16 protein-coding genes are annotated in these 20,181 nt (G+C 70.4%); 11 read left to right on the top strand and 5 right to left on the bottom strand.

The features are described 5' to 3' along the window. The first annotated feature begins 54 nt into the window (after nucleotides 1–54). The 3 genes from J4709_RS49565 to J4709_RS49555 all read left to right on the top strand — a co-directional run bounded on the left by J4709_RS49565 (nucleotide 55) and on the right by J4709_RS49555 (nucleotide 3,316). Nucleotides 55–1,068, top strand: coding sequence for an ABC transporter permease (locus tag J4709_RS49565; RefSeq protein WP_208252477.1), 1,014 nt, complete (start codon nucleotides 55–57; stop codon nucleotides 1,066–1,068). Then, nucleotides 1,068–2,138 (top strand): ABC transporter ATP-binding protein, encoded by a 1,071-nt coding sequence (locus tag J4709_RS49560; RefSeq protein ID WP_208252476.1) that lies wholly within the window; start codon nucleotides 1,068–1,070, stop codon nucleotides 2,136–2,138. Before J4709_RS49565 ends, J4709_RS49560 begins: the two co-directional genes overlap by 1 nt. Before the next feature lie 122 nt (nucleotides 2,139–2,260). Continuing rightward, nucleotides 2,261–3,316: an ABC transporter ATP-binding protein gene (locus tag J4709_RS49555; protein ID WP_208252502.1), complete on the top strand. Its 1,056-nt coding sequence runs from the start codon at nucleotides 2,261–2,263 to the stop codon at nucleotides 3,314–3,316. 256 nt (nucleotides 3,317–3,572) lie between these two features. Here J4709_RS49555 and J4709_RS49550 read toward each other — a convergent pair whose 3' ends face one another. The 5 genes from J4709_RS49550 to J4709_RS49530 all read right to left on the bottom strand — a co-directional run bounded on the left by J4709_RS49550 (nucleotide 3,573) and on the right by J4709_RS49530 (nucleotide 10,390). Continuing rightward, complete coding sequence (locus J4709_RS49550; RefSeq protein WP_232385258.1) at nucleotides 3,573–6,068, bottom strand: ABC transporter permease; 2,496 nt, start codon at nucleotides 6,066–6,068, stop codon at nucleotides 3,573–3,575. Continuing rightward, complete coding sequence (locus J4709_RS49545) at nucleotides 6,065–6,892, bottom strand: ABC transporter ATP-binding protein (RefSeq protein ID WP_208252475.1); 828 nt, start codon at nucleotides 6,890–6,892, stop codon at nucleotides 6,065–6,067. The genes J4709_RS49550 and J4709_RS49545 overlap by 4 nt, the downstream gene beginning before the upstream one ends. 347 nt (nucleotides 6,893–7,239) lie before the next feature. Next, nucleotides 7,240–7,920, bottom strand: coding sequence for a response regulator (locus J4709_RS49540; protein ID WP_307802146.1), 681 nt, complete (start codon nucleotides 7,918–7,920; stop codon nucleotides 7,240–7,242). Between the two features lie 130 nt (nucleotides 7,921–8,050). Beyond that, nucleotides 8,051–9,274: a sensor histidine kinase gene (locus tag J4709_RS49535; RefSeq protein ID WP_208252474.1), complete on the bottom strand. Its 1,224-nt coding sequence runs from the start codon at nucleotides 9,272–9,274 to the stop codon at nucleotides 8,051–8,053. Between the two features lie 147 nt (nucleotides 9,275–9,421). Further along, nucleotides 9,422–10,390: a RecB family exonuclease gene (locus J4709_RS49530; protein ID WP_208252473.1), complete on the bottom strand. Its 969-nt coding sequence runs from the start codon at nucleotides 10,388–10,390 to the stop codon at nucleotides 9,422–9,424. A gap of 113 nt (nucleotides 10,391–10,503) precedes the next feature. Between J4709_RS49530 and J4709_RS49525 the strand changes: the two genes are divergently transcribed. The 8 genes from J4709_RS49525 (at nucleotide 10,504) to prcA (ending at nucleotide 20,080) form a co-directional block, all read left to right on the top strand. After that, on the top strand, nucleotides 10,504–11,691 hold the full coding sequence (locus J4709_RS49525) for a site-2 protease family protein (RefSeq protein ID WP_208252472.1): 1,188 nt from the start codon (nucleotides 10,504–10,506) through the stop codon (nucleotides 11,689–11,691). Nucleotides 11,692–11,754: 63 nt separating this feature from the next. Continuing rightward, nucleotides 11,755–12,726: a tRNA (adenine-N1)-methyltransferase gene (locus J4709_RS49520; protein ID WP_232385257.1), complete on the top strand. Its 972-nt coding sequence runs from the start codon at nucleotides 11,755–11,757 to the stop codon at nucleotides 12,724–12,726. 296 nt (nucleotides 12,727–13,022) lie between these two features. Further along, nucleotides 13,023–14,786, top strand: a complete 1,764-nt coding sequence (arc, locus tag J4709_RS49515) for a proteasome ATPase (protein WP_208252471.1) — start codon at nucleotides 13,023–13,025, stop codon at nucleotides 14,784–14,786. A gap of 147 nt (nucleotides 14,787–14,933) precedes the next feature. After that, nucleotides 14,934–16,451, top strand: coding sequence for a depupylase/deamidase Dop (gene dop, locus J4709_RS49510; RefSeq protein WP_208252470.1), 1,518 nt, complete (start codon nucleotides 14,934–14,936; stop codon nucleotides 16,449–16,451). Between the two features lie 277 nt (nucleotides 16,452–16,728). Next, nucleotides 16,729–16,938 carry a ubiquitin-like protein Pup gene (locus J4709_RS49505; RefSeq protein WP_067638008.1) on the top strand — a complete coding sequence of 70 codons (210 nt, stop codon included), beginning with the start codon at nucleotides 16,729–16,731 and terminating at the stop codon, nucleotides 16,936–16,938. 418 nt (nucleotides 16,939–17,356) lie between these two features. Then, on the top strand, nucleotides 17,357–18,193 hold the full coding sequence (locus J4709_RS49500) for an endonuclease VII domain-containing protein (protein WP_208252469.1): 837 nt from the start codon (nucleotides 17,357–17,359) through the stop codon (nucleotides 18,191–18,193). Between the two features lie 229 nt (nucleotides 18,194–18,422). After that, complete coding sequence (gene prcB, locus J4709_RS49495) at nucleotides 18,423–19,268, top strand: proteasome subunit beta (protein ID WP_208252468.1); 846 nt, start codon at nucleotides 18,423–18,425, stop codon at nucleotides 19,266–19,268. 20 nt (nucleotides 19,269–19,288) lie between these two features. Continuing rightward, the gene (prcA, locus tag J4709_RS49490; protein WP_208252499.1) at nucleotides 19,289–20,080 is read left to right on the top strand and encodes a proteasome subunit alpha; all 792 of its coding nucleotides are present in this window, start codon (nucleotides 19,289–19,291) and stop codon (nucleotides 20,078–20,080) included. Nucleotides 20,081–20,181 lie beyond the last annotated feature (101 nt).

The following is a 20,181-nucleotide window of genomic DNA, read 5'->3' as shown; positions in this document are numbered from 1 at the left end:
CCGACCGGTACCGGGCCCACAGGTCCGGCCGGTCGGCGGGCGGGGCCGCGCAGTGTGCTCGCATACATCATCCGGCGCCTCGTCGGCGCCGTTCTCATGCTGTTGCTCATCAGCCTGGTGACCTTCGGCATCTTCTTCTGGCTTCCGAAGCTGGCGGGGCAGACCACCGACCAGCTCGCGGCGTCCTACGTCGGCAAGGCCCCGACGGCAGAGGCGATCCAGGCCACCAAGGAACGGCTCGGCCTGGACAAGCCGGTGGTGGTGCAGTACGGCCACTACCTCAAGGGCATCGTGGCCGGTGAGGACTTCAAGGCCGGGCCGGTCACCGACCACTGCCCGGCGCCCTGCCTCGGCTACTCCTTCCGCACGAGCCAGCCGGTGCTCCCGACGCTGATGGACCGCGCCCCGGCGACCCTGGGGCTGGCCATAGGCGCCGCCATCGTCTGGCTCATCGTCGGCGTGTCGACCGGCGTCGTCTCGGCACTGAAGAGAGGCAGCATCTGGGACCGCGCCGCGATGGTGGTGGCCCTCAGCGGAGTGTCGCTGCCCATCTACTTCACCGGTCTGGTCTCGCTCGCCCTGTTCTCCTACAAGCTGGGCATCTTCCCCGGCGGCGGCAGTTACGTGGGCTTCAGCCAGAACCCGCTGACATGGTTCGAGTCACTGGTGCTGCCCTGGATCACGCTGGCGTTCCTGTACGCCGCGATGTACGCGCGGCTCACCAGAGCGGGCATGCTGGAAACGATGAACGAGGACTACATACGGACGGCCCGCGCCAAGGGCCTGCCGGAGAAGACCGTCATCACCAAGCACGCGCTGCGCGCCTCGCTGACGCCCATCCTGACGATCTTCGGCCTCGACTTCGGGCTGCTGATCGGCGGCGCGGTGCTCACCGAGAACACCTTCAGCATCCCCGGCCTCGGCCAGCTGGCGATCAGCTCGATCGGCACCGGCGACCTGCCGATGGTGCTCGGCGTCACCACCCTCGCCGCCACGTTCATCGTCGTGATCAACCTGATCGTCGACCTCCTGTACGCCATCATCGACCCGAGAGTGAGGCTGGGCTGATGACCGACACCACGCCGGCCGCCGGGCCCGCCACGGGCGCCGGGGAGGCTCCCGCGGCGTTCCTCGAGGTCCGCGACCTGAAGATCCACTTCCCGACCGACGACGGTCTGGTGAAGTCCGTCGACGGCCTGTCGTTCCAGCTGGAGAAGGGCCGCACGCTCGGCATCGTCGGCGAGTCCGGCTCCGGCAAGAGCGTCACCAGCCTCGGCATCCTCGGCCTGCACAACCGCGGCAACGCCCGGGTGTCCGGCGAGATCTGGCTGGACGGCCAGGAGCTCGTCGGCGCCTCGCCCGGCGAGGTCCGCCGGCTGCGCGGCCGCAAGATGGCGATGATCTTCCAGGACCCGCTGTCGTCGATGCACCCCTTCTACACGGTGGGCGCGCAGATCATCGAGGCGTACCGGGTGCACAACAGCGTGTCGAAGCAGGTGGCGCGCAAGCACGCCATCGACATGCTCGGCCGCGTCGGCATCCCCAAGCCGGACAAGCGGGTCGACGACTACCCCCACCAGTTCTCCGGCGGCATGCGGCAGCGCGCCATGATCGCGATGGCGCTGTCGTGCGACCCCGAGCTGCTGATCGCCGACGAGCCGACCACGGCGCTGGACGTCACCGTCCAGGCGCAGATCCTCGACCTGATCCGGGACCTGCAGCAGGAGTTCAACTCCGCCGTCATCATGATCACCCACGATCTCGGGGTGGTCGCCGAGCTGTCGGACGACATCCTGGTGATGTACGCGGGCCGGTGCGCCGAGTACGCCTCGGTGGAGGACGCCTTCCACAAGCCGCTGCACCCCTACACCTGGGGGCTGCTCGGCTCGATGCCGCGGCTGGACCGCGAGCGCACCGAACGGCTGATGCCGATCAAGGGCACCCCGCCGAGCCTGATCAACGTGCCGCAGGGCTGCGCGTTCAACCCGCGGTGCGCCTACAAGGACCTCAACGGGGACAAGTCCACGACGGTGCGGCCCGACCTGGTCGAGGCGGTCCCGGGCCACAAGGTGGCCTGCCATCTCCCGCTGGAGAAGAAGCAGGAGATCTGGGAATCCGAGATCCGGCCGAAGCTGTGACGAGCACGGGTGGGAACAAGACTGTGAGCACTTCTGAGACCGCCGCGCCGGGGACCACCGTCCCCGGCGCCGCGGAGACCTCCGCCGACGCGGCAGCGGCCCGTCCCGCCCGGGACGGGGAGATGCTGCTGGAGGTGGACGGCCTCGGCAAGCACTTCCCCGTCACCGCAGGGGTGCTGCGCCGGCAGGTCGCGGCGGTGAAGGCCGTCGACGGCGTGTCGTTCTCGGTCCGCAAGGGCGAGACCCTCGGCCTGGTGGGGGAGTCGGGCTGCGGCAAGTCCACCACCGGCCGGATGATCATGCGGCTGCTGGACCCCAGCTTCGGCAAGATCACCTTCGAGGGGCAGGACATCACCAAGATGTCCCAGGGGCGGCTGCGGCCGCTCCGCCGCGACCTCCAGATGATCTTCCAGGACCCGTACTCGTCGCTGAACCCGCGCAAGACGGTCGGCGCGATCGTCGGGGCCCCGTTCCGGCTGCAGAACATCGCGACCGAGAGCGGCGTGAAGAAGGCCGTCCAGGAGATCCTGGAGCTCGTCGGCCTCAACCCCGAGCACTACAACCGGTACCCGCACGAGTTCTCCGGCGGCCAGCGCCAGCGCATCGGCATCGCCCGCACGCTGGCGCTCAAGCCGAAGCTGATCGTCGCGGACGAGCCGGTGTCGGCGCTGGACGTGTCGGTGCAGGCGCAGGTCGTCAACCTGCTGGAGGACCTGCAGGACGAGCTCGACCTCACCTACGTGGTGATCGCGCACGACCTGTCGGTCGTCCGGCACATCTCCGACCGGGTCGCCGTCATGTACCTCGGCAAGATCGTCGAGATCGCGGACCGCAACGACCTGTACGAGCGGCCGATGCACCCCTACACCAACGCGCTGCTGTCGGCGGTGCCGGTCCCCGACCCGAGCGACCGCGGGAACCGGGAGCGGATCCGGCTGCAGGGCGACGTGCCGAGCCCGCTGGACCCGCCGCCCGCATGCCGGTTCCACACCCGCTGCTGGAAGGCGCAGGACATCTGCAAGCAGGTCGAGCCGCCGCTGATCGAGCTCAGCCACGGCCACCAGGCCGCCTGCCACTTCCCGGAGAACACCACGGTGTCGGCGACCGACGCGGTCGCCAAGGCCGCGGTGGCGCCCGGCGCCGCGGCCCCCGAGGCCGACGCCGAGCCCGGCGAGTAGGCCGCGACGGGACGGGCCCCGCAAGGGCCCGCCTCGCACGCCGAAGCCCCGGCCCCCTCCAGGGGGACCGGGGCTTCGCCGTTCCCGCTGCCGTTCCCGCTGCCGTTCCCGCTGCCGTTCCCGCTGCCGTTCCCGCTGCCGTCCCCGCTGCCGTCTCCGGCGTGGGCCCGGGCCCGCCCAGAGCATGGAGCCTTCGCATACGAGGAAGCCCCGGCCCCCATCGAGGGGGCCGGGGCTTCGAGGAGGAGGCCGCCGGTCAGTCCGTGGAGATGGCCTTCAGCACATCCATCCGCCCGGCGCGCCACGCCGGCCACAGCGCCGCCAGCACACCGATCACCGCGGCGACCACCAGGTACACCCCCAGCGTCCCGTACGGCACCGCCAGCACGCTGAGGCCCTGGCTCTTCAGCGCGTTCTGCAGCGCCGCGCCGAACGCCACGCCGATGCCCATGCCGAGCACCGCCCCGAACACCGCGATGACGATCGACTCGACGCGGATCATCCGGCGCAGCTGCCGCCGGCTGATGCCGATCGCGCGCAGCAGCCCGATCTCCCGGGTCCGCTCGATCACCGACAGCGCCAGCGTGTTGACGACCCCGACCGCCGCGATGATCACCGACATCGCCAGCAGGATCGACAGGAACGTCACGAACCCGTCCACCTGCTTGCGGGCGTCCTTCTTCAGCGACGACTGGTCCGCCACCTTCAGGTTCGGGTAGGCGTGCAGCGCCGACTCGATCGCCTTCCTGGTCGGCGCGTCCGCCTTCACCGCGTTCACCAGCACCGCGTCCATCGACGGGCGCACCGTGTGCCGCAGGTACACCTGCTGCGCGACGATCCGGCTGCCGATCAGGTCGCTCTTGGCGAAGATCCCGGCGACCCTCAGCTGCTCGGTCCGCCCGTCCGGGAACAGCGCCGGCACCGTCGACCCGACGTGCCAGCCCTTGTCCTTGGCGGTCGACTCGTTCACCATCAGCCCGTCCGCGCCGATGGAGGTGCCGCCCGACACCAGCTTCAGCCGCGCCGCCTTGGCGATCACCGCGACGTCGCCGGACATGTACGTGCCGCGCTGACCCGCGATCTTCGCGGTGCCCTCGTAGGTCGGCGACACCGACTCCACCCCCGGCACCGTCTTGAGCCGCTGCGCGGCGTCGGCGGTGATGTCGCCGCCGGTGGCCTGCACCAGGTAGTCCGCGCCGAACTGCGAGTTCACCTGCTCGTCGACCGACGCGCGCATCGTCGCGCCCAGCACGTTCACGGTCGTGATCAGCGCCAGGCCGATCATCAGCGCGGCGGCCGTCGCGGCGGTGCGCCGCGGGTTGCGCAGCGCGTTCTGCCGCGCCAGCCGGCCCGGCGCGCCCATCAGCCGCGCGAACGGCCACCCCAGCACCTTCACCACCGGGACGCTGATCACCGGCGCGAGCATCGCCACCCCGATGAACACCGCGAACGCGCCCGCGCCCACCGGCACCGCCGGGTTCCCGCCGTTGCCGGCCAGGCCCGCCGCGATGAGGCCCGCGCCGGCCAGCGTCAGCAGCGAACCGAGCGCCACCCGGATCCGCAGCGTCCGCTGCGGCAGCGCCACGTCGTCGCGCATCGCCGCGACCGGCGGGACCTTCGCGGCGCGCCGCGCCGGGAAGTACGCCGACACCACCGTCACGACGATCCCGACGACGTACGACCAGATCACCGGGGTCGCGGTGAACGTCAGCCCGCCCGACCCCGCGTCGCCCATCTGCGCCTGCAGCAGCGCCGCCAGGCCCGCGCCGGCCGCCAGGCCCAGCGTCGACCCGACGAACCCGACCGCGACCGCCTCACCGATCACCGCCCGGGTCACCTGCGGGCGCGCCGCGCCGATCGCGCGCAGCAGCGCCAGTTCCCGGGTCCGCTGCGCCACCAGCATCGAGAACGTGTTGAAGATGATGAACGCCCCGACGAAGATCGAGATCAGCGCGAACACCAGCAGGAACGTGCGGAAGAACCCCATGATCTGGGCGACGTCGCTCTTGTTCTCGTCGCGCATCTTGGTGCCGGTGACGGCCTCCACGCCGTTCGGCAGCACCTTCGCGACCCGGTCGCGCAGCTGCGTCTCCGACGGGCCCGTGGAGCCCATCTCGATGTCGCTGAAGTAGCCGGGCTTCAGCATCAGCCGCTGCGCCGTCGGGGTGTCGAACGCGGTGACGCTCGCCCCCATCAGGTTCCCGGTGTCGATCAGCCCGACGATCCGCATCCGCTGCGGCGCCCCCGACGACACGACCCCGACCGTGTCACCGACCGAGAACCGGCCCTTCTTCGCGGTCCCCGCGTCGATGATCACCTCGCCGGGGCCGCGCGGCGCGCGGCCCGCCTTCAGGTCGAAAGACCCGTCGGTGTTCCAGTTCGAGCCGATCTGCGGCGGGCCCTGCCCGCCCGCGCCGACGATCTTCCCGTCGCGGCCCACGACCGCGGCGTACCCGTTCACGTTGCCCTGCGGGTCCTTCACCCCGTCGACGCCCCGCAGCGCCTTCAGGACCGACGCCGGCACCGGCTGCGCCGACTGCCCGTCGTCGCCGCCGACGACCTTCTTGGCCCGCACGTCCACGGCGATGTTCTTGCCGACCCGGCTGAACAGGTCGTCGAACTGCTTGTTCATGCTGTCGGTGAAGATCAGCGTGCCGGCCACGAACGCCACGCCGAGGATCACCGCGACGGCCGTCAGCACCAGCCTGATCTTGTGCGCCGCCAGGTTGCGGAGCGTGACCTTGCCCATCATCGCGCCGCGACCCCCGGCTCCTGCGCGCCCGGCGCGGCGGGGCGGCCCCCGGTCTCGAAGCCCTTCATCCGCTCCAGCACCCGCTCGGCCGTCGGGGAGGTCATCGTGTCGACGATCTGCCCGTCCGACAGGAACAGCACCTGGTCGGCGTACGCCGCCGCGGACGGGTCGTGCGTCACCATCACGATCGTCTGGCCCATCCGCCGCACCGAGTCGCGCAGGAACCCCAGCACCTCCGCGCCGGACCGCGAGTCCAGGTTCCCGGTCGGCTCGTCCGCGAAGATGATCTCCGGGCGGGACGCCAGCGCCCGCGCGCACGCGACGCGCTGCTGCTGGCCGCCCGACAGCTCCGACGGACGGTGCTTCAGCCGCGGCCGCAGCCCCACCGTGTCGATCACCGTGTCCAGCCACGCGTTGTCGGCCTTGCGGCCCGCGATGTCCATCGGCAGCGTGATGTTCTCCAGCGCCGTCAGCGTCGGCACCAGGTTGAACGCCTGGAAGATGAACCCGATCTTGTCGCGGCGCAGCCGGGTCAGCTGCTTGTCCTTCAGCCCCGTCAGCTCGGTGTCCCCGATGAACACCTGCCCGGAGTCCACCGAGTCCAGCCCCGCCATGCAGTGCATCAGCGTGGACTTCCCCGAACCCGACGGGCCCATGATCGCGGTGAACCGGCCGCGGGGGATCCCCACGGTCACCGAGTCCAGCGCGATCACCTGGGCGTCACCGCGCCCGTAGACCTTCGCGATCTGGTGGGCCCGTGCGGCGAAGTCGCCCGCCCCCGGCGCGGAGTGCGCGTCAGCGGTCGATGGGGCGGTGTTCGTCACGTGAACTCCCCTGTGTGAGTGGATGTGATGGAAACGAGCTGCGACGGACCGCGTTCTCGTCCCCCCGGCGGCCCACCACACAGAACAGTAGAAGTCCGGCGGCCCCCACAGATGCACCCCAGGAATGGACTTAGCACTCCAACCGTGGCATGAGACACGGCACCGGGCTCGTACCACCGGAGTAGACCGCACCCGGCAAAGGTGGGGGACGGTCAGGGGCGACCCCTGGCCCCGAACCCGCGAACCACGCCCCCACCTGCACGAACACCACCACAACGACCCTCAGGGACGCGCCGCCCGACCCCGACCCGAAACCACCCCCGGCCGAGGCCCGCCCACCCGCGGCGTCAGCCCTGACCGGGCCGGCTCAACCCCGTCTCATAGGCGTACACCACCGCCTGCACCCGATCCCGCAACCCCAGCTTCGCCAGCACGTTCCCCACGTGCGTCTTCACCGTCGTCTCGCTGACCACCAGCTCCGCGGCGATCTCCGCGTTCGACTGCCCCCGCGCCACATGCGCCAGCACCTCGCGCTCACGCGCCGTCAGCGTGTCCAGCCCCGGCGGCGGCGCCGCGTCCCGCACCGCCGGCAGCCGCGTCGCGAACCGGTCCAGCAGCCGCCGCGTCACGCTCGGCGCGACGATCGCGTCGCCCTCCGCCACGATCCGGATCGCCTGCACCAGGTCCTCCGGCGGCGAGTCCTTCAGCAGGAACCCGCTCGCCCCCGCCCGCACCGCCTCGATCACGTACTCGTCCAGATCGAACGTCGTCAGGATCAGCACCTTCGGATCGTGCGACGCCGCACCCTCCCGGATGATCCGCCGGGTCGCCTCGATCCCGTCGACCCCCGGCATCCGGATGTCCATCAGCACCACGTCCGGCAGCAGCGACCGCGTCATCTCCACCGCCGCCGCGCCGTCCCCGGCCTCGCCGACCACCGCGATGTCCGCCTCGGCCTCCAGGATCAGCCGGAACCCCGTACGGAGCAGCGGCTGATCATCGACGAGCAGCACCCGCACCGCGCTCACCCGGCCACCCCGCACACGTCCATCGTCCCCGCTCCTCGCCTCGCACCGGCCAACGTCACCCTATGCCCTCCCCGCGCCCGCAGCGCCCCGCCCCGGATCCCGCCCATCCCGCCCCGCACCCGGCCACCGGTCACGCCTCCAGCGGGAACCGCGCCCGCACCCCGAACCCGCCCCCCACCCGCGGCCCGATCCGCAGCTCACCCCCGTACAACGCCACCCGCTCGTACATCCCCACCAGCCCATGCCCCGGATTGTCCGTCCCGTCCGCCACGATCGTCGACGTCCCCCGCCCGTCGTCCTCGATCTCCACCGTCAGATCCGCATCCGAGTAGTACAACCGCACCCACGCCCGCGCCTGCGCCCCCGCATGCTTCAACGTGTTCGTCAACGCCTCCTGGATCAACCGGAACGCCGCCACGTCCACCCCCGGCGACGGCGTCCGCGCCTCGCCCTCGATCCACAACTGCACCGACAACCCCGTCTCCCGCACATGGTCCAGCAGCTCACCGAGATCCCCCAGACCCGGCTGCGGCGCCAGCTCCCGCCCCGCCTGCTCGGCGTCCCGCTCCGTCCGCAGCACCCCCACGATCCGCCGCATCTCGCTCAGCGCCGTCCGCCCGACCTCCTCGATCGTCGACATCGCCTCCCGCGCGCTCCCCGGATCCCGGTCGATGATCCGCCGCGCCGCCCCCGCCTGCACCGTCATCACGCTCACATGGTGCGCCACCACGTCGTGCAGCTCCCGCGCGATCCGCGACCGCTCCTCGATCCGCGCCGCCCGCGCATCCGTCCCCCGCGCCCGCTCCAGCCGCGCCGCCCGATCCTCCAGCTCCGCGAAGTACGCCCGCCGCAACCGCAGGTTCCGGCCCAGCACCCACACCCCCGCCACCAGCGCGCAATCGCTCACCAGCACCACCGGCGACGTCCCCACCGGCAGCATCACCAGCGACACCAGGAACGACACGAACCCCGCCACGCCCCCCAGCGCGCTCTGCGCCAGCCCCCGGTGCGCCGCCAGGCTGTAGATCGCGATCAGGAACGCCATCACGTCCGGCACCGACGGCGGATACCCCCACACTGTCAGCGACATCTCACCCGCCACGATCACCAGCAGCACCGGCAGCGGACTGCGGCGCCGCCACACCAGCGCCATCGTCACCACCACGACGATCAGCCCGTTCACCGCGTCCGGCGACCGGAACGCCCCGTAGTCGCCGTCCTCCGGGAAGTCCTGCAGATACATCTGCGGCAGGCCCACCAGCAGCAGCCCCAGCGCGAGCAACGCGTCCGCAGCCTGCGGACGCGCCTGCAGCCAGGCACGAAAGGTACGAAGACCACGGATGCGGGGTGACACGACTATCACCCTAGGAGGTCGCAGCAGGTCGCAACCCCTCCTGCACGCGGATCCGCGATCCTCCCCAAGGATGACCCCGCACGCCGCCCCTACGCCCCGCGGCGGCCGCGCCCCCGCACCCTCCCCGCCGGACGGCCGAGGACACCGCTACAGATCATCGCGCTCGCGCGCCGCACCGCCCTGCGCCGCACCCTCCAGATCCGCCGGCGACGGACGCCGCACCGGCACCACCGGCAACGGCGGGGGAGTGCCCCCGAACTCCGGGCACCGCTCCTTGTGATCGCACCAGTCGCACAACCGGCTCGTCCGCGGCCGCCACTCACCCGAATCCATCGCCCGCCGGATCGCCTGCCACAGAGCCTCCACCTTCCGCTCCGTCGCCCGCAGATCCCGCTCCTCCGGCTCGTACCGCAGCACCTCGCCGTTCCCCAGGTACATCAACTGCAGCAACCGCGGCACCCGCCCATGCAACCGCCACAGCACCAGCGCATAGAACTTCATCTGGAACAGCGCCCGCGCCTCGAAATCCGCCCGCGGCGCCGTCCCCGTCTTGTAGTCCACGATCCGCACATCACCCGACGGCGCCACGTCCACCCGGTCGATGTACCCCCGCAGCTTCAACCCCGAATCCAGCACCGTCTCCACGAACAGCTCACGCTCCGCCGGCTCCAGCCGCCGCGGATCCTCCAGCGTGAAATACCGCTCCACCATCCGCTCCGCCTGCGCAAGCCACTCCGCCCGCTCCGCCTCCCCGGCCTCGTCCTCCCCGAACAGCCCCGCGAGCTCCGGCTCCGCCGACAACAGCCGCTCCCACTGCGGACCCAGCAACTCCAGCGCCGCCCCCACCGTCCGTCCGCCCGCCGGCAGGTCGTACAGCCGCTCCAGCACCGCATGCACCAGCGTCCCCCGCGCCGCCGCCGGACTCGGCCGCTCCGAAAGCCGATCGATCACCCGGAACCGGTACAGCAACGGACACGTCATGAAATCGCCCGCCCGCGACGGCGACAGCGACCCCACCACCACAGGACCCTCCACCACAGGACCCTCCACCACGGGCCCGCCCCCACCCCGCGGAGACGGAACGGACACCCCACCACCGGCCTCGGTCGTCGTCATGGCACAGCAGCGTAGGCGACACCCCCGACGAAATCCCGCACCCCCGCCCACCCCGCCGAGAACACCGCGCACCGCACGCCGACCCGCCCCCACAGGGCCGTAGCATCGGACATGTGACCAACAGTGCGCCCCCGACCCAGGGCAAGACGCCCGCCGGCGACCCCGGCCCCCGCAACGGCGGCCCCAACGCCCGGCCCGGCCTCTACATGGGCCGCCCCTTCGGCGTCCCCGTCTACGTCTCGCCCAGCTGGTTCCTGGTCGCCATCCTCGTCACCGTCATGTTCGAAGGCCAGGTCAACGGCGTCATCGACCGCCCCCTCAGCTACATCGTCGCCTTCGCCTACGCCGTCCTGCTCTACGGCTCCGTCTTCGTCCACGAACTCAGCCACGCCGTCACCGCCCGCGTCCTCGGCCTCCCCGTCCGCTCCGTCACCCTGCACATCCTCGGCGGCGAGACCTCCATCGAACGCGAGGCCGCCACCCCCGGCCGCGAATTCCTCATCGCCTTCGCCGGCCCCCTCGTCAACCTCGTCCTCGCCGGCCTCGGCCTCCTCGCCCACGCCGTCCTCCCCCTCCCCGACGTCGCCCTCCTGCTCATCGACGCCCTCACCTTCGCCAACCTCCTCGTCGGCGTCTTCAACCTGCTGCCCGGCCTGCCCCTCGACGGCGGACGCCTCGTCCGCGCCCTCGTCTGGAAGGCCACCGGCCACAGCCGCAGCGGCGCCATCTTCGCCGGCTGGGTCGGCCGCGGCGTCGCCGTCGCCTGCCTCATCGCCGGCGCCTACCTCGCCACCTACCGCACCGAGGACGGCACCGGCGGCATCGGCTGGCTCGCCCTCCTGTGGTCCGCCCTCGTCGCCTCCTTCATCTGGGTCGGCGCCACCCAGGCCATCCGCGCCGAACGCTTCCGCGACCGCGTCCCCCTGCTGTCCGCCCGCCGCCTCGCCCGCCGGGCCACCCTCGTCACCCCCGACACCCCCCTCGCCGAAGCCGTCCGCCGCGCCCACGCCGACCACGCCGGCGCCCTCGTCGTCGCCGACCACGACGGCACCCCCCAGGGCCTCGTCAGCGAGAAGGCCGTCACCGCCACCCCCGAGCACCGCCGCCCCTGGATCACCGTCGGCGAACTCTCCCGCGGCATCGAACCCGACCTCACCCTCCCCGCCGACCTCACCGGCGAGGACCTCATCGACGCCCTCCGCCGCAACCCCGCCTCCGAATACCTCCTCACCGAACCCGACGGCCGCGTCTACGGCGTCCTCGCCGTCACCGACGTCGACCGCGCCTTCGCCGGCGTCTGACCCCCGCCCCCACCCCGCCCGGACGGCCTGAGCTGCGGCCCCCCGGCGCTAGCCTTGACCACCATGAGCGAACCCCAGCCCACCGAGCCCGCCCCCTCCACCGGCCGCATCCCGCACGGCCCGTTCCGGCCCGGAGACCAGGTTCAGCTCACCGACCCCAAAGGCCGCATCAACACCATCACCCTCCAGCCCGGCAAGCTCTACCACTCCCACAAAGGCTCCGTCCCCCACGACGACATCATCGGCAGCCCCGAAGGCACCGTCTACCGCTCCAGCGGCGGCGTCGAATACCTCGCCTTCCGCCCCCTCCTCGCCGACTTCGCCGTCCGCATGCCCCGCGGCGCCGCCGTCGTCTACCCCAAGGACGCCGCCCAGATCGTCGCCATGGCCGACATCTTCCCCGGCGCCCGCGTCATCGAGGCCGGCGCCGGCTCCGGCGCCCTCAGCTGCTTCCTCCTGCGCGCCGTAGGCGAACACGGCCTCGTCTCCTCCTACGAGCGCCGCCCCGACTTCGCCGACATCGCCCGCGCCAACGTCGAGAAGTTCTTCGGCGGCCCCCACCCCTCCTGGCGCCTCACCGTCGGCTCCCTCGAGGACGCCCTCACCGAGACCGAGGCCGACCGCGTCGTCCTCGACATGCTCGCCCCCTGGGAGACCCTCGACGCCGTCGCCAAGGCCCTCATCCCCGGCGGCATGGTCTGCGCCTACATCGCCACCACCACCCAGATGTCCCGCGTCGTCGAGGACCTGCGCGCCCACGGCGCCTTCGCCGAGCCCTACGCCTTCGAGACCCTCCTGCGCTCCTGGCACGTCGACGGCCTCGCCGTCCGCCCCGACCACCGCATGGTCGGCCACACCGGCTTCCTCGTCACCGCCCGCCGCCTCGCCGACGGCGTCACCCCGCCCGTGCGCCGCCGCCGCCCCGCCAAGGGCGCCCACCCCGCACCCGCCACCACCACGCCCGGCGACACGGCCGGCGACGACTCCGGCGATGCCACCGCCGACGCCACGCCCGGGCGCACCACCGAGTCCTAGATCACACACCCCCGCACCCCAGGCAGGACCCGGCAATCCGCCACGCCGCGACACGCCGTCTCCCACCCCCCACACCCCGAAATCGACAAACCCTCCACCCCGACACGCCCCGACACCCAAAACCCCAGGTCCGCCCAGCACAACACCACCACCAACACCACCCCCGGCCCGCCCCCCCGACACCACCCGAAGCACACCCGCACGACACGAGTACCGAATGGGCAGGTTACGGAAGCCCTCCAGATAGGTAGGGTCTCAGTAGGTCGTCGGCTCTCTTCGTGAGGAGGTGACGGGGCGTGGCCGCTCGTGACGATGCTGGGGCGCGCAGGGCGCAGCACGACAAGGAGGTCAAGGACCTCCAAACGCAGATCTCCTTCCTGGAGGAGGAGATCTCCGTGCTGCGCCGCAAGCTCGCGGAATCCCCGCGCCAAGTACGTGTCCTGGAAGAACGCCTCCATGAGGCACAAGCGAACCTGGCCGCCGTGACAGGCCAGAACGAGCGACTCGTAGCGACCCTCAAAGAGGCTCGCGAACAGATCGTGGCGCTCAAGGAGGAGGTCGACAGGCTCGCTCAACCACCCTCCGGCTTCGGGGTCTTCCTCGAAACCCGCGACGACGGAACCGTCGACATCTTCACCGGCGGACGCAAGCTGCGCGTCAACGTCAGCCCCGCCGTCGACGTCGACGAACTCCAACGCGGCCAGGAGGTCATGCTCAACGAGGCCCTCAACGTCGTCGAAGCCCTCAAGTTCGAAGAGCAGGGCGAGGTCGTCATGCTCAAGGAGCTCTTCGACGACGGCGAACGCGCCCTCGTGATCGGGCACACCGACGAGGAACGCGTCATCAAGCTCGCCGAACCGCTCCGCGGCGTCCCGCTGCGCGCCGGCGACTCCCTGATGCTCGAACCCCGCTCCGGCTACGCCTACGAGAAGATCCACAAGGCCGAGGTCGAAGAACTCGTCCTCGAAGAGGTCCCCGACATCTCCTACGAGGAGATCGGCGGACTCGGCTCGCAGATCGAAATGATCCGCGACGCCGTCGAACTGCCCTACCTGCACGCCGACCTGTTCCGCGAGCACAAGCTCCGGCCCCCCAAGGGCGTCCTGCTCTACGGACCGCCCGGATGCGGCAAGACCCTCATCGCCAAGGCCGTCGCCAACAGCCTCGCCAAGAAGGTCGCCGAACAGACCGGCAAGGAGGGCAAGAGCTTCTTCCTCAACATCAAGGGCCCCGAACTCCTCAACAAGTACGTCGGCGAGACCGAACGGCACATCCGCCTGGTCTTCCAGCGCGCCCGCGAGAAGGCCTCCGCCGGAACCCCGGTCATCGTCTTCTTCGACGAGATGGACTCCATCTTCCGCACCCGCGGATCCGGCGTCTCCTCCGACGTCGAGAACACCATCGTCCCGCAGCTGCTCAGCGAGATCGACGGCGTCGAGGGACTGGAGAACGTCATCGTCATCGGCGCCTCCAACCGCGAGGACATGATCGACCCCGCGATCCTGCGGCCCGGCCGCCTCGACGTCAAGATCAAGATCGAACGGCCCGACGCCGAAGCCGCCAAGGACATCTTCTCCAAGTACATCCTCAGCGGCCTCCCGCTGCACCCCGACGACCTCAAGGAGCACGGCGGCTCCGAAGAGGCCACCGTCGAGGCGATGATCCAGCGGACCGTCGAGCGGATGTACACCGAGAGCGAGGAGAACCGCTTCCTCGAGGTCACCTACGCCAACGGCGACAAGGAAGTCCTGTTCTTCAAGGACTTCAACTCCGGCGCCATGATCCAGAACATCGTCGACCGCGCCAAGAAGATGGCCATCAAGCAGTTCCTCGACACCGGCCAGAAGGGCTTGCGCGTCAACCACCTCCTCGCCGCCTGCGTCGACGAGTTCAGCGAGAACGAGGACCTGCCCAACACCACCAACCCCGACGACTGGGCCCGCATCTCCGGCAAGAAGGGCGAGCGGATCGTCTACATCCGCACCCTCGTCTCCGGAACCAAGGGCGCCGAAGCCGGCCGATCCATCGACACCGTCGCCAACACCGGCCAGTACCTGTAAGACGCACCACACGAACGGCCACGCGGCGGCCGCCCCACCACGGGGCGGCCGCCGCACGCCGTTCCGCACCCCGCCCGGCACCCCGACACGCCCCGGGAAAGACCGGCCCCATGGCTCCACCCTCCCCGCCCCGATAGGCTCGACGATATGAGTGTTCGGCGGGTGATGGGCATCGAGACCGAGTACGGCATCTCCGTACCCGGGCAGCCAGGGGCCAACGCGATGGTGACCTCCAGCCAGGTCGTCAACGCCTACCTCGCGGCATCGGCCGCACGGGCCCGCAGAGCCCGCTGGGACTTCGAAGAGGAGAACCCCCTCCGCGACGCCCGCGGCTTCGACCTCGCCCGCGAGGTCGCCGACCCCACCCAGCTCACCGACGAGGACCTCGGCCTCGCCAACATCATCCTCACCAACGGCGCCCGGCTCTACGTCGACCACGCCCACCCCGAGTACTCCGCCCCCGAATGCACCAACCCCCGCGACGCCGTCATCTGGGACAAGGCCGGCGAACGCGTCATGGCCGACGCCGCCGCCCGCGCCGCCATGGTCCCCGGCACCCACCCCATCCAGCTCTACAAGAACAACACCGACAACAAGGGCGCCTCCTACGGCTGCCATGAGAACTACCTCATGCGCCGCGAGACCCCCTTCGCCGACATCGTCCGCCACCTCACCCCCTTCTTCGTCTCCCGCCAGGTCGTCTGCGGCGCCGGCCGCGTCGGCATCGGCGTCGACGGACGCGGCGACGGCTTCCAGATCAGCCAGCGCGCCGACTTCTTCGAGGTCGAGGTCGGCCTCGAGACCACCCTCAAGCGCCCCATCATCAACACCCGCGACGAACCCCACGCCGACCCCGAGAAGTACCGCCGCCTGCACGTCATCATCGGCGACGCCAACATGGCCGAGCTGTCCACCTACCTCAAGCTCGGCACGACCTCCCTCGTCCTCGCCATGATCGAGGACGGCTTCCTCACCGTCGACCTGTCCGTCGACATGCCCGTCGCCGCCCTGCGCGCCGTCTCCCACGACCCGTCCTGCAAGCACCTGCTCACCCTGCGCGACGGCCGCAAGATGACCGCCGTCCAGCTCCAGATGGAGTACCTCGAGCAGTCCCGCAAGTACGTCGAGGACCGCTTCGGCGCCGACGTCGACGAGATGACCAAGGACGTCCTGGACCGCTGGGAGTCCGTCCTGCACCGCCTCGGCGACGACCCCATGCAGCTGTCCCGCGAGCTCGACTGGGTCGCCAAGCTCGCCCTCCTGGAGGGCTACCGCAGCCGCGACGGCATCGACTGGTCCCACCCCCGCCTCCAGCTCGTCGACCTGCAGTACGCCGACATCCGCCCCGACAAGGGCCTGTACAACCGGCTGGCGTCCCGCGACCGCGTCGAGCACCTCGTCACCGAGGCCGAGGTCGAGCACGCCATCGACGACCCGCCCGAGGACACCCGCGCCTACTTCCGCGGTCGCTGCCTGCGCCAGTACGCCGACTCCGTGGCCGCCGCCTCCTGGGACTCCGTCATCTTCGACGTCCCCGGCCGCGAGTCGCTCCAGCGCGTCCCGACCCTGGAGCCGCTGCGCGGCACCAAGCAGCACGTGGGCGCCCTGCTGGACCGCTGCCGCACCGCGGCCGAGCTCGTGGCCACGCTGACCGGCCAGGGCTGAACCAGGGCCCTCAGGGGCTGACACGCGGGCGCCGTCCAGATCTTGGACGGCGCCCGTTGGATAGTGCCACTATCGAGTGGCATCCCACGCTGACCTGCACCGACGGGTGATGTCGCGGTTTCGTGACCGCTTTGCCTGTTTCATGGGTCGGCGGACGGGCGATAACCGGATCAGGCCCCCGACGCCTAGAGCGACCGGACGAAACGGACCATAAGATCCGCTCGTCTAGGAAGATCGGAGATAGGGTCGGGGTACCGGCAAGAAGCGGAGGTACGGAATGGCCACGAAGGACACCGGCGGTCAGAAGCAGACCACCCGGCGCACGGAAGAGGTCGAGGAGACCGAGGCCACGACCACCGAAGACGTCCAGGAGCGGCAGGAGAAGCTGACCGACGACGTCGATTCAATTCTCGACGAAATTGACGAAGTCCTCGAGGAAAATGCGGAGGAATTCGTCCGTGGGTTCGTCCAAAAAGGCGGACAATAATGTGATAAATCCGGACATGTCCGAATCGATCAGAGAATGGACGATGTCCGGCCGGGTGGAGCACCAATAACTAGCGAAAGGCATGGGCGAGGCTGGTAAAGTCTCGCCCATGCTCGTGAAAAAGTGCCGCGACTGCGGCGAGGTCAAGCCGGTCGGCGAATTCTGGAAACGGAAGGCGTCAGCGGATGGCCTGTCGCTCTACTGCAAGGCCTGCTTCGGCCTTCGGAACGCCTCTTCCTATCGGGGAAAGCAGGCTGTGCAGGGTAAGGAGGTCCGCGCCTATCGGCGGCGCTCGATCGTGCCGAATGGGATGAAGTATTGCCCTCGGTGTGAAACGGTCAAATCGGTTTCCGAGTTCGGTAGTAACCGAGCGAAGAAAACCGGAATCGCCACGTACTGCAAGCCGTGCTACAACCGGGTGATCGCCGAGCACAAGAGGGAGAAGCACGGGAGCGAGCGCAATTACCTGCTCAAGCTGCGCTACGGGGTGACCGAGCAGGAGGTGGAGCGGATGGTCGCCGAACAGGGCGGCGTCTGCGTCATCTGCCTCCGGGCGCCGGCGAAGCACGTCGACCACAGCCATCTCACCGGCCTGGTCCGCCGGATCCTCTGCTTCAAGTGCAACGGCGGGCTCGGCCAGTTCCACGACGACCCTGCCGTGCTCCGCCTGGCGGCGGACTACCTCGAGCTGCGCGGCTCGCACGCGCGGAGGATGCGCATCGAGGTGGGCGCCCCCGTCTTCGGAGGGCCGGACCGCGTCCGGTGGGATCCGTTCTGGCGGACGCGTGGGGACAGGCTGCAGTCGGCGCGGCACTACCACCTGCGGCAGAAGTACGGGATCAACGACGAGGACGCCAAGTGGCTCCTGAAGCTGCAGGTCGGTCTCTGCGCCATCTGCGCCGACCAACCGGCGGGGCACGTCGACCATGACCACGCCACCGGCGCGGTACGCGGCCTGGCCTGTACCGGCTGCAACAGTGGCATGGGGCAGCTTCGCGACGACCCGATCACCCTTCGCCGGGCGGCGGACTACGTGGAGGGGCGGCTCGTGCAGACGGTGGGGACGGCGGACGGTGGGACGCGGTTGTCGTTGACGGTTCCGGACGTCGACCCGACCACGGTGCCGCAGGGCGGGTGGAAGGAGTTCTGGGAGGCGGACGGCCGGTACCGCAAGGAGACGCTGCCGTTCGACGAGGAGCTCGACATGCCGACGTGGGTCGGCTCGGACGAGGACGGCACGTTCGTGTACTCCTGACCGTCGCCGGAGCGTGGGCGGGGCACGACACGCGCGCACGGCCGGCCCGTCGTGCGCGTGTTCGTTCTGTACGGGTGGGCGGGCTTTCGCGGGGGAAGGTTCGCCGTGGGCTGACGCGGTGGTGGATCACCGGCATGCGCCGGGTGAGGGTTGAACAGTAGGGTCGTAGTCGTCTGCGCCGGTGGGAGTTGCGAGGGCCGCCGGCGCCTGGTGGAGGGAAGGGAGTCGCGTGGCGTCCCACGATTCGCACACCGGACGTCTGCCGGGGCTGTTCACGAGCCCGGATACGTCTTCGTTCACGGAGTTCCTGGGGGTGTACTCGCCGGAGCTGCTGCCGGGCCGGCGCGCGGTGCCGGTGTCGCCGGTGGGGGATGAGATCCCGCATGGGACGACGATCGTCGCGGTGAGCTTCCCCGGCGGGGTGGTGATGGCGGGGGACCGGCGGGCGACGGCGGGGAACGTGATCGCGCAGCGGGACATCGAGAAGGTGTTCCGGGCGGATGAGTTCTCGGCGATCGCGATCGCGGGGACGGCCGGGATCGGGATCGAGATGGTCCGGCTGTTCCAGGTGGAGCTGGAGCATTACGAGAAGCGCGAGGGCCGGACGCTGTCGGTGGAGGGCAAGGCGAACCGGCTGGCGACGATGGTGCGGCAGAACCTGGCGATGGCGATGCAGGGGCTGGCGGTGGTGCCGCTGTTCGCGGGCTATGACGAGGAGCGGGACGGGGGGCGGATCTTCTCCTACGACCCGGCGGGCGGGCGGTACGAGGAGCGGGACTTCCACTCGATCGGTTCGGGGTCGGTGTTCGCGCGGGGTTCGCTGAAGAAGCTGTACCGGGCGGATCTGTCGGCGGAGGACGCGGCGCTGGCGTGCGTGCAGGCGCTGTACGACGCGGCCGACGACGATTCGGCGACGGGCGGTCCCGATCTGACGCGGCGGATCTTCCCGGTGGTGGCGTCGGTGACGTCGGACGGGTATCGCCGGCTGGGTGAGGACGAGGTGGGCGCGTTGGCGCAGGCCGTCGTGGATGGACGTTACGACTCGCCGGGCGGTCCGACCGCCCCGCTGCGATAGAAGGGATCCGACCGGTGTCCATGCCGTTCTATGTGTCGCCCGAACAGCAGATGAAGGACAAGGCGGACTATGCGCGCAAGGGGATCGCGCGTGGCCGCAGTGTGGTGGTGCTGCAGTACGACGACGGCATCCTGTTCGTGGCGGACAATCCGTCGCGGGCGCTGCACAAGATCAGTGAGATCTATGACCGGATCGCGTTCGCGGCGGTGGGGAAGTACAACGAGTTCGAGAACCTGCGGCTGGGCGGGGTGCGGTACGCGGACATCAACGGGTACCAGTACGACCGTCGTGATGTGACGGCGCGGGGTCTGGCGAACGTGTACGCGCAGTCGCTGGGGACGATCTTCACGGAGACGAACAAGCCTTACGAGGTGGAGTTGGTCGTCGCGGAGGTGGGTGAGGACGCGGAGACGGACCAGATCTACCGGCTGACGTTCGACGGGTCGGTGGCGGATGAGCACGGGTACGTGGCGATGGGCGGTCAGACGGAGTCGGTCGCGCAGGCGCTGAAGGACGGTTACGAGGAGGGGGCGTCGCTGGAGGTGGCGCTGCGGACGGCGGTGCGGGCTCTGGAGGCGCAGGATTCGGATCGGCGGCTGGAGGCGAAGTCGCTGGAGGTCGCGGTGCTGGACCGGAATCGGGAGCACCGGTTGTTCCGGCGGTTGCCGGCGCGGCGGATCGAGGAGTTGCTGGCGGCGGGTGACGGTGGTTCGGGCGCGGGGTCGTCCGGTTCGTCGGGCGGTTCGTCGGCGGGGTCGGCGGGTCCGTCGGTGGAGGATGTGGACGACGTGCTGGGCGACGGCGAGGACTGATCGGCTGTCGGCGGCGCCGGTGGATTGTGGCGCCGGGGTGAGTTTGGCCCGTCGTGGCCGGGTGGTGTGGTGCCGTCCGGCCGCGGCGGGTTTGTTTCGTG

Origin of the sequence: Actinomadura violacea, assembly GCF_017573465.1 — a bacterium.
Lineage (GTDB): Bacteria > Actinomycetota > Actinomycetes > Streptosporangiales > Streptosporangiaceae > Spirillospora > Spirillospora violacea.
This window is presented reverse-complemented; position numbering and strand designations above follow the sequence as displayed.